Source organism: Xanthobacter autotrophicus (genome assembly GCF_029991245.1).
Classification (GTDB): Bacteria; Pseudomonadota; Alphaproteobacteria; order Rhizobiales; family Xanthobacteraceae; genus Xanthobacter; species Xanthobacter autotrophicus_C.
Map to the genome: position 1 here is coordinate 43,353 of NZ_JAIVFO010000012.1, position 7,642 is coordinate 50,994.

A 7,642-nucleotide genomic window follows, 5' to 3' on the forward strand; every position below is an offset into this window, starting at 1 on the left:
CCTCGGCAGGACGGATCTCACCGGACGGGCGGCCATGGCCGCCCGTTGCCAGTTCTCAGCCTCACCCGATGGTGCCGCCGGCGACGAAGCAGGTCTGGCCGGTGATGTAGCCGGCCTCCTGCGAGGCAAAGAAGCAGATGGTGGCGGCCACTTCCTCCTGCGTGCCCATGCGGCGCAGGGGCGTGCCTGCGAGAATGTCCTCGTACATCTCCTTGCCCCATTGCTTTTCCTGCTCGGACAAGGGGATGGGATTGCGCGGGATGGCGCGGGTGCCGTTGTCGATGGCGCCGGGGGAGACCGCGTTGACGCGGATGCCGTGCTCGGCCAGCTCCAGCGCCATGCAGGTGGTCATGGCATGGACGCCGCCCTTCGCCGCCGAATAGGGCACGCGATAGATGCCGCGGGTGGCGTTGGAGCCCACGTTCACGATGGATCCCGCCTTCTGGCGCATCATCACCGGGATCACGGCGCGGCAGCTCCACAGGGTCGGCCACAGGGAGCGGCGGATCTCCTTCTCCATCTCTTCCGGCTGGTATTCCCAGAACGGCTTCGACCAGATGGTGCCGCCCACATTGTGGACGGCCACGTCGATCCGGTCGTAGGCCTCCAGCGCAGCGGCGACGCTCGCCTGCGCGCCCTCGAAGGTCTCAAGGTCGGCGGACAGGGCCCGCGCGGTGCCGCCGGCCGCCTCGATCTCCGCGCGGACATTCTCATTGTGCTCGGCCGAGCGGTCCACGATCAGGAGCTTTGCCCCCTCCCGCGCCAGCCGCAGCGCCGTGACGCGGCCGATGCCCTGCGCCGCGCCGGTCACCAGGGCAACCTTGTCGGCAAAGCGCTTGTCTGACACCTGTCGTCTCCTCTTGGAAAAAGGGGGAGGGCGGCGGCCGGGTGGAGCCGGCGACCATGCGTGTCATCGTGGGTTCAGTGCGCCGCCGACAGGGCGCCTTCCGGCTGCGCCGCGATGGCAAGCGGCACGGCGATGCCGCGATAATAGCCGGGCGCCCCACCCATCGGCAGGAACCATCCGTCCCGCGCCGAGCCCGGGATGGAGCCGGTGCGGCCGATGCCGATGGCGGTGTCGATGGTGAGCGTGATGCCTTCGGGGCTGTCCGCGCCATAGCGGAGGCCGCCGATGGCGGTGCCCTCGCCGACGCCGCCCCTGCCGTCCGAGCACGACACCCTCACCAGCCCCGGCATCTGGCTGCGCGGGGACAGGTGATGGGTGGCTAGGGTTGGGATATCGACGATAAAGGTCTCGATACGGTCGATACGCGCTGCGACGCCGGTGTGCATCCGTGGCATGTCCTTATGTTCGGCATAAGGAAAATCACGCTCACGGGGCGCGCGTCAAAGACAGTCTCGGTCGGTTTCCATACCTAATAGGTCTGGACATGGACCTGCGCCATCTCGGCCATGTCACACCCGTCGACCGCGAGCGCCGCTTCGCCCGCGCGGCGCACAAGCTTCACATCGCCCAATCCCCCCAAGAGCCGGCAGATGCGCGAACTGGGGGAGAACCTGGGCGTCGCGTCTGGCGGACCTGGAGGCGGCCTCTTCAGCGCTTGGTCGGCCGCCCGACCGGCTTGGGCGCGGCTTCGTTATCCCCGCCCTTGCGAAGCATGTCTGAGGCAGTGAGGATGATGAGCGACACCAGTGCAACAGCCGTCGCCGTCAGCGCGTAAATGATCAGGAAGGGATAGCCGAAAAAATAGACGAGCGCCGCGAAGCACACCACAAGATTTGCGATGAAATAATATTTGGCGTCGGGTGCTCCATAGATGGCATCCTTGAGAAACCACCCGAAGACGGGAACACGAAGAGCGACGCGCGCGGCTGTTTCCATGATCGAACCCAAATAAGCGTTGAATTGATCTCAATCCGGAAGCGGAATTTGATCTAGCGCAAAAATGGCCGATCCAGGTAGCAGCATCAAGCGGCCTTACCGCCGCAGCCACGGCTCAAATCCCTGCTTTGCGGGCAATTTGGCGCGGCAAAACGTCGTGTGGGGGTGGTGGGGGCGCTGAGGTTGCCGGTCTTCCAGGTTGATTGGATGGCTTCCTACGGCCAAGCTGTCGCCGGGCTGTTCACGGTCAATTCGCGAATCTGTGCGAGAGCGAGACGCTGGTAATGAACCGCATCAAAGAGGTTGCCATTTGGCTTGCCGAGCCGATTGGCATTTGGGCCCTTCTCGGAACAATATTGCTTTGGTTTCTGATTGGCCCGTGGTGGTCAAACTGCTTGGAGCCGCGATTTAGAGTGCTTGGCATTTTCTTGCAGCTCTACGGAATTTGGACCGTGTACCAAGGCATCAAGGACAAACATAAGCTTTTCTCTCAACCGAGCATGCTTTGTCACTGTGCGAACTATCTTCGGCGCTTCCCGCTTCGGAAGCGACAGATTGTGATGGGGGCGATAGGTGCCACTGATGGCGCGGACAGTGCTGCTGCCCGCCTCGTCGTGAGAGCAGGTCCGGACGCATCACTCTCGGATCGCCTGTCGCGCCTTGAAACCAACTTCGATGGGCTCTTCAACGAAGTAGGCCACATTTCAAGCCGCCTTGATGCCGAGACCAAATCCACTGGCGAGCGGCTGTCTTCCGAAGCGGAGGCTCGCAAGCACGACATTGAGACCGTGAACCGTAAGCTCGAGGCGGCGACGGCGGGCGGGCTCTATATTGATTTGTTAGGGCTAGGCTGCGTCGTTCTCGGCACCGTCATCGGTGGCATCGCACCGGAGATGGCAGATTGGTTTGGCGATCCGGAGTGCAAACCAGTTCCTTGGCGGAGCTTGTGGATGCTCCTTGCCTATTAGCGAGCCCATCACCGGTTTGGCGGTACGTGGTGGTGCGCCACGGAACGCCACAGCAGCGTTCTGAACGCCATGGGCGACCTAACGTAGCAGACGCCGGGCGGGGCGTTATCCGAATCTCGATTGATATCATTGGTGAGCCCGTCGGGATTCGAACCCGAGACCCCATGATTAAAAGTCACGTGCTCTACCGGCTGAGCTACGGGCTCACTCGCCGCTGTGGTTAGGATGCCAAGGCGGCAGGGTCAAGGCCGGCGGCGGCAGGGCCTTGGGAAAGATGCGCCGGGCCCGCGCAGGGCCTGTGCATATCCCAAGCCCATTGACCGGCTGGCCCCCCATGCCCACCATGGCTCTTCATTGCTCCTGGAATTGCCATGCCCGTCCATAATCACATTGCCTCCGGCGCCGACGAGATCGCGGCCTGGCGCCAGGATTTCCATCGCCATCCCGAACTCATGTACGAGCTGCCCCGCACCAGCGCCGCAGTGGCCGAGAAGCTGCGCGCCTTCGGCTGCGACGAGGTGCTCACCGGGCTCGGACGCACCGGCGTGGTCGCCATCGTGCGCGGACGCGGGGACGGACCCATGATCGGGCTGCGGGCCGACATGGACGCACTGCCCATCTTGGAGCAGACCGGCGCCGCCTATGCCTCCCAGGCCCCCGGCGTCATGCATGCCTGCGGGCACGATGGCCACACCGCCATGCTGCTGGGCGCCGCGCGCCACCTGGCGGAAACCCGTGCCTTCTCCGGCACCGCCGTGCTCATCTTCCAGCCGGCGGAGGAGGGCGGGGCCGGCGCCAAGGCCATGATCGACGACGGCCTGTTCGCCCGCTTCCCGGTGAGCGAGGTCTACGGCATGCACAATCTGCCGGGGCTGCCCGTGGGCCGCTTCGCCATGCGGCAGGGCGGCATCATGGCCTCGTCCGACCGCATCGAGATCCTGGTGGACGGTCGCGGCGCCCATGCCGCCCGGCCCAACCAGGGGGTGGACGTGGTGCTCACCGGCGCCGCCATCGTCACGGCCCTGCAGCAGGTGGTGTCGCGCAATCTTGATCCGCTGGCCGCCGCGGTCATCTCCATTCCCATGTTCCATGCGGGGGAGGCGGACAATGTGCTGCCGCCCCGCGCGCGGCTCGCCGGCACCATGCGCGCCCTCGATCCCCATGTGCGCGAGATCCTGCGCACCCGCATCGCCGCGGTGGCGGAAGGGGTGGCCGCCGCCCACGGCGCCACGGCGACGGTGAGCTTTTCCCAGGGCTATCCCGTCACCCGCAACCACGCGGCGCAGACCGCGTTCGCGGCTGAGGTGGCGGCCGAGGTGGCCGGCCTGTCGGAAGTGGACGCCTCCGCCCCGCCGCTGATGGCGGCGGAGGATTTCGCCTTCATGCTGGAGGCGAAGCCGGGGGCCTACATCTTCATCGGCAACGGCCCGTCCGCAGACCTGCACCATCCGCAATACGACTTCGCGGATGCCGCCATTCCCTTCGGCGCGTCCTATTGGGTGCGGCTGGTGGAACGGGCGCTGCCGCTTTCGGTCTGACGCAGCATCGGGCTTTCAGCCCGGACCGTTCGGCATTCTGCCGGGCTTTCAGCCCGGCTTGCGCAGGACGAAGGTGAGCAGGCCTTCCGCCACCGTGCGCTCTTCCAGTGCGGCGCCCGTCTCCTGTGCCAGATGGGGAATGTCGATCACCGCCATGGGATCGGTGCAGGTGACCACGAGGCGGGTTCCGGCGACCGCTTCCTTCAGCGCCTTGCGCGTGCGCAGGGCCGGCAGGGGGCATTTCAGCCCCCTGAGATCCAGCTCCACCGTCTCGGGCGCGGGCGCCTTCAAGCCGCCTGGTCCTTCAGCCGCGCCAGGCTCTCGTCCCGGCCGAGCACGGTGAGCACGTCGAAGATAGGCGGGGAGGTGGGCTTGCCGGTGAGCGCGGCCCGCAGCGGCTGGGCCACGGCGCCGAGCTTCACGCCCTGCGCCTCCGCATAGGCGCGCACGGCGGCCTCGGTGGCGGCGGCGGTCCATTCCACCTGCTCCAGCGCGGGCACGAGGCGGCCGAGATGGGCGCGAGCCTCGGGCGAGAGCAGGGCCGCCGCCTTGTCGTCCAGCGGCAGCGGGCGCTCCACGAAGATGAATTCGGCGTTGTCCACCAGTTCCACCAGGGTCTTGGCGCGCTCCTTCAGCCCCGGCATGGCGGCGGCGAGCTGGGCGCGGCGCTCCGGCGTCATGCGGGCGAGGCGGTGCTCTGCATCGGGCAGATGGGGCACCAGCGCATCGATGGCGGACAACAGCTCCGCATCGCTCGAGGCGCGCATATAGTGGCCGTTGAGGCTCTCCAGCTTCTGGAAATCGAACCGGGCGGCGGAGCGGCCCACCTTGTCGAGGTCGAAGAAGCCGACCATCTCCTCGGTTGAGAAAACCTCCTGGTCGCCATGGCTCCAGCCAAGGCGCACCAGATAGTTGCGCAGCGCCGCCGGCAGGTAGCCCATGTCGCGATAGGCATCCACCCCGAGCGCGCCATGGCGCTTGGAGAGCTTGGCGCCGTCCGGCCCATGGATGAGCGGGATGTGGGCCATGCGCGGCACCTCCCAGCCCAGGGCGCGGTAGATCTGGGTCTGGCGCGCCGCATTGGTCAGGTGGTCGTCGCCGCGGATGACGTTGGTGATGCCCATGTCGTGGTCGTCCACCACCACCGCCAGCATGTAGGTGGGCGTGCCGTCCGAGCGCAGCAGGACGAGGTCGTCGAGATCCTTGTTGGGGAAGGTCACGGTGCCCTGCACCATGTCCTCGATCACGGTCTCCCCCTCCTGCGGCGCGCGCAGGCGGATGACGGGATCGCGATCCTTGGGCGCCTGCGAAGGGTCGCGGTCGCGCCAGCGGCCGTCATAGCGCGGCGGGCGGCCCTCCTTGCGGGCCAGTTCGCGCATCTCGTCCAGTTCCTGGGGCGTGGCGTAGCAGCGATAGGCGTTTCCCTGCGCCAGCATCTCCTCCACGGCGGCGCGGTGCCGCTCGGCCCGGGCGAACTGGTAGATGGGCTCGCCGTCCCAGGTGATGCCGAGCCACTCCAGCCCCTCGATGATGGCCTCGATGGCCGCCTTGGTGGAGCGCTGGCGGTCGGTGTCCTCGATGCGCAGCAGCATCTTGCCGCCGGTGTGGCGGGCATAGAGCCAGTTGAACAGGGCCGTGCGCGCCCCGCCGATGTGCAGGAAGCCGGTGGGGGAGGGGGCGAAGCGAGTGACGATCTGCGACATGGGGGAACTCGGCGAGGCTCGGTCCATGGGAGCGGACGGGCGAGCGGACGGGGCAGGGCAGCGCGCGGGCGATGCACGGGCCGGCAGGGGCAAGAGCTTCGGCAGGCGCTTCAGCACGGGCCCCACTTGCCGACCGCGCGGGAATGCACGCACCATGGCACGCGGGAGGCGCCCGTGTAGCATAGGCGCCGGGCACAAGGAACACGGCCGCCCGTTCCGGCGGAGGGAGGGGGCAGGTGCCCTCGGATCGGAATCGGCCGTAGCGGGGCATCTGGGGCGACATGACGCAGCAGGACCAGCGCCCTGCACGAACGAGTGGACGCGTCGCCGTTCTCGGCGGCGCGCGCGCTTCTGCGCTCCGGGCGACACCCCCTGGCCTTGCCCGCGTCCTCGATGCGCTCAGGGCCCGCCTTGCCGCAGATCTCGCCGCCGAGGCCGCCTCCGGCCGGCTGATCCTGTGGCTTCCGGCGGCTTTCGCCCTTGGCATCCTGCTGTATTTCGGCGCGGCGCAGGAACCGTCCCTTGCCGTCGCCGTCGGGCTTTTTTCCGTCCTCGTCGGAAGCGCGATCGTGCTGCGGGCGCGGCCGGTGGCATTCGGGGCGGTGGTGACCGTCGCCGCGGTGGCGGCGGGCTTCGCCACGGGTTGCGTGCGCACCGCGCTGGTGGCGCACGAGATCGCCGCGCCGGGCAAAACGCCGGTGCGGCTGTCGGGCTTCGTGGAGCGGGTGGAGCATCGCCCCAAGGGGGATCGCATCCTGCTGCGGCTGGACAGCGGGCCGGTGAAAGGTCTCGACCCGGTGCCGCGCCTCGTCCGGCTCACCCTGCGCAAGGGCTGGGCGCCGCCGGTGGGCACCCATGTCACCCAATTGACCCAATTGCTGCCGCCGCTGGGCCCGGCCATGCCCGGAGCCCACGATTTCGGGCGGACGCCCTGGTTCGCCGGCATCGGCGGCGTGGGCTACGGACTGGGGCGGCCCAAGCTCGCCGGGCCGGCCGAGCCGCCCCTGTCGGTGCGGCTCGCCATGGCGGTGGATGCGGCGCGCGACAGCCTGTCCCGCCGCATCCGCGCCTCGCTCGCGGGCACGCCGGCGGAAATCGCCGTGGCCCTGGTGGCGGGCGACCGCTCCGCCGTCGCGCCGGAGGTGGAGGAGAGCATGCGCGTGTCAGGGCTCACGCACATCTTGTCCATTTCCGGCCTGCACATGGCGCTGGTGGCGGGCACGCTGTTCGCGTTCGTGCGCGGCGGCCTGGCTCTGGTGCCGGCGCTGGCGCTGGGCTTTCCCATCAAGTCGCTGGCGGCCATCGTCGCCCTCACGGGCAGCGCGGCCTATCTCGTGCTCTCGGGCAATGATGTGCCGGCGCAGCGGTCGTTCGTGATGACGGCGCTGGTGCTCGCCGGCGTGCTGGTGGGACGGCCGGCGCTCACGTTGCGCACCGTGGGCGTGGCGGCGGTCTGCGTGCTCGCCTTCACCCCCGAGGCGGCGCTCGATCCCGGAACGCAGATGTCGTTCGCCGCCACCCTGGCCCTCGTCGCCGCCTATGAGCGCCTGCAGCCCCTGCGCGCCCTGCCGCGCCCGGACGGGTGGGTGG

General features: G+C 68.2%; 8 protein-coding genes and 1 tRNA gene. 3 read left to right on the plus strand and 6 right to left on the minus strand.

Features of this window, described 5'->3' with window-relative positions:
• Positions 1-61: 61 nt before the first annotated feature.
• The 3 genes from K9U41_RS04205 to K9U41_RS04215 all read right to left on the minus strand — a co-directional run bounded on the left by K9U41_RS04205 (position 62) and on the right by K9U41_RS04215 (position 1,843).
• Positions 62-847, minus strand: a complete 786-nt coding sequence (locus tag K9U41_RS04205) for a 1,6-dihydroxycyclohexa-2,4-diene-1-carboxylate dehydrogenase (RefSeq protein WP_282639603.1) — start codon at positions 845-847, stop codon at positions 62-64.
• A 74-nt stretch (positions 848-921) separates the two neighbouring features.
• On the minus strand, positions 922-1,302 hold the full coding sequence (locus tag K9U41_RS04210) for a hypothetical protein (RefSeq protein WP_282639604.1): 381 nt from the start codon (positions 1,300-1,302) through the stop codon (positions 922-924).
• A gap of 253 nt (positions 1,303-1,555) precedes the next feature.
• Entirely contained in the window at positions 1,556-1,843 is a 288-nt protein-coding gene (locus tag K9U41_RS04215) for a hypothetical protein (protein ID WP_282639605.1), read from the minus strand.
• Positions 1,844-2,127: 284 nt separating this feature from the next.
• Between K9U41_RS04215 and K9U41_RS04220 the strand changes: the two genes are divergently transcribed.
• On the plus strand, positions 2,128-2,811 hold the full coding sequence (locus K9U41_RS04220) for a hypothetical protein (RefSeq protein ID WP_282639606.1): 684 nt from the start codon (positions 2,128-2,130) through the stop codon (positions 2,809-2,811).
• 130 nt (positions 2,812-2,941) lie between these two features.
• On the opposite strand, the gene K9U41_RS04225 is transcribed toward K9U41_RS04220, so the two are convergent.
• Positions 2,942-3,017: transfer RNA gene (locus K9U41_RS04225), tRNA-Lys, on the minus strand.
• Positions 3,018-3,182: 165 nt separating this feature from the next.
• Here K9U41_RS04225 and K9U41_RS04230 point away from each other — a divergent pair.
• Positions 3,183-4,349 carry a M20 aminoacylase family protein gene (locus K9U41_RS04230; RefSeq protein ID WP_282639607.1) on the plus strand — a complete coding sequence of 389 codons (1,167 nt, stop codon included), beginning with the start codon at positions 3,183-3,185 and terminating at the stop codon, positions 4,347-4,349.
• 48 nt (positions 4,350-4,397) lie between these two features.
• Here the strand turns inward: K9U41_RS04230 and K9U41_RS04235 are convergent, their stop codons facing one another.
• Both K9U41_RS04235 and gltX read right to left on the minus strand, forming a co-directional pair.
• Positions 4,398-4,640 (minus strand): sulfurtransferase TusA family protein, encoded by a 243-nt coding sequence (locus K9U41_RS04235; RefSeq protein ID WP_282639608.1) that lies wholly within the window; start codon positions 4,638-4,640, stop codon positions 4,398-4,400.
• Positions 4,637-6,052: a glutamate--tRNA ligase gene (gltX, locus tag K9U41_RS04240; RefSeq protein WP_282639609.1), complete on the minus strand. Its 1,416-nt coding sequence runs from the start codon at positions 6,050-6,052 to the stop codon at positions 4,637-4,639. The genes K9U41_RS04235 and gltX overlap by 4 nt, the downstream gene beginning before the upstream one ends.
• 281 nt (positions 6,053-6,333) lie before the next feature.
• On the opposite strand from gltX, the gene K9U41_RS04245 reads away from it, so the two are divergent.
• On the plus strand, positions 6,334-7,642 hold a 1,309-nt coding region (locus tag K9U41_RS04245; RefSeq protein ID WP_282639610.1), incomplete at its 3' end, for a ComEC/Rec2 family competence protein.

Excerpts from the sequence above, each read along its gene's own strand:
- K9U41_RS04230 (WP_282639607.1), top strand. The coding sequence starts at position 3,183 with ATGCCCGTCCATAATCACATTGCCTCCGGCGCCGACGAGATCGCGGCC.
- K9U41_RS04220 (WP_282639606.1), top strand. The coding sequence starts at position 2,128 with ATGAACCGCATCAAAGAGGTTGCCATTTGGCTTGCCGAGCCGATTGGC.
- K9U41_RS04215 (WP_282639605.1), bottom strand. The coding sequence starts at position 1,843 with ATGGAAACAGCCGCGCGCGTCGCTCTTCGTGTTCCCGTCTTCGGGTGG.
- K9U41_RS04210 (WP_282639604.1), bottom strand. The coding sequence starts at position 1,302 with ATGCCACGGATGCACACCGGCGTCGCAGCGCGTATCGACCGTATCGAG.
- gltX (WP_282639609.1), bottom strand. The coding sequence starts at position 6,052 with ATGTCGCAGATCGTCACTCGCTTCGCCCCCTCCCCCACCGGCTTCCTG.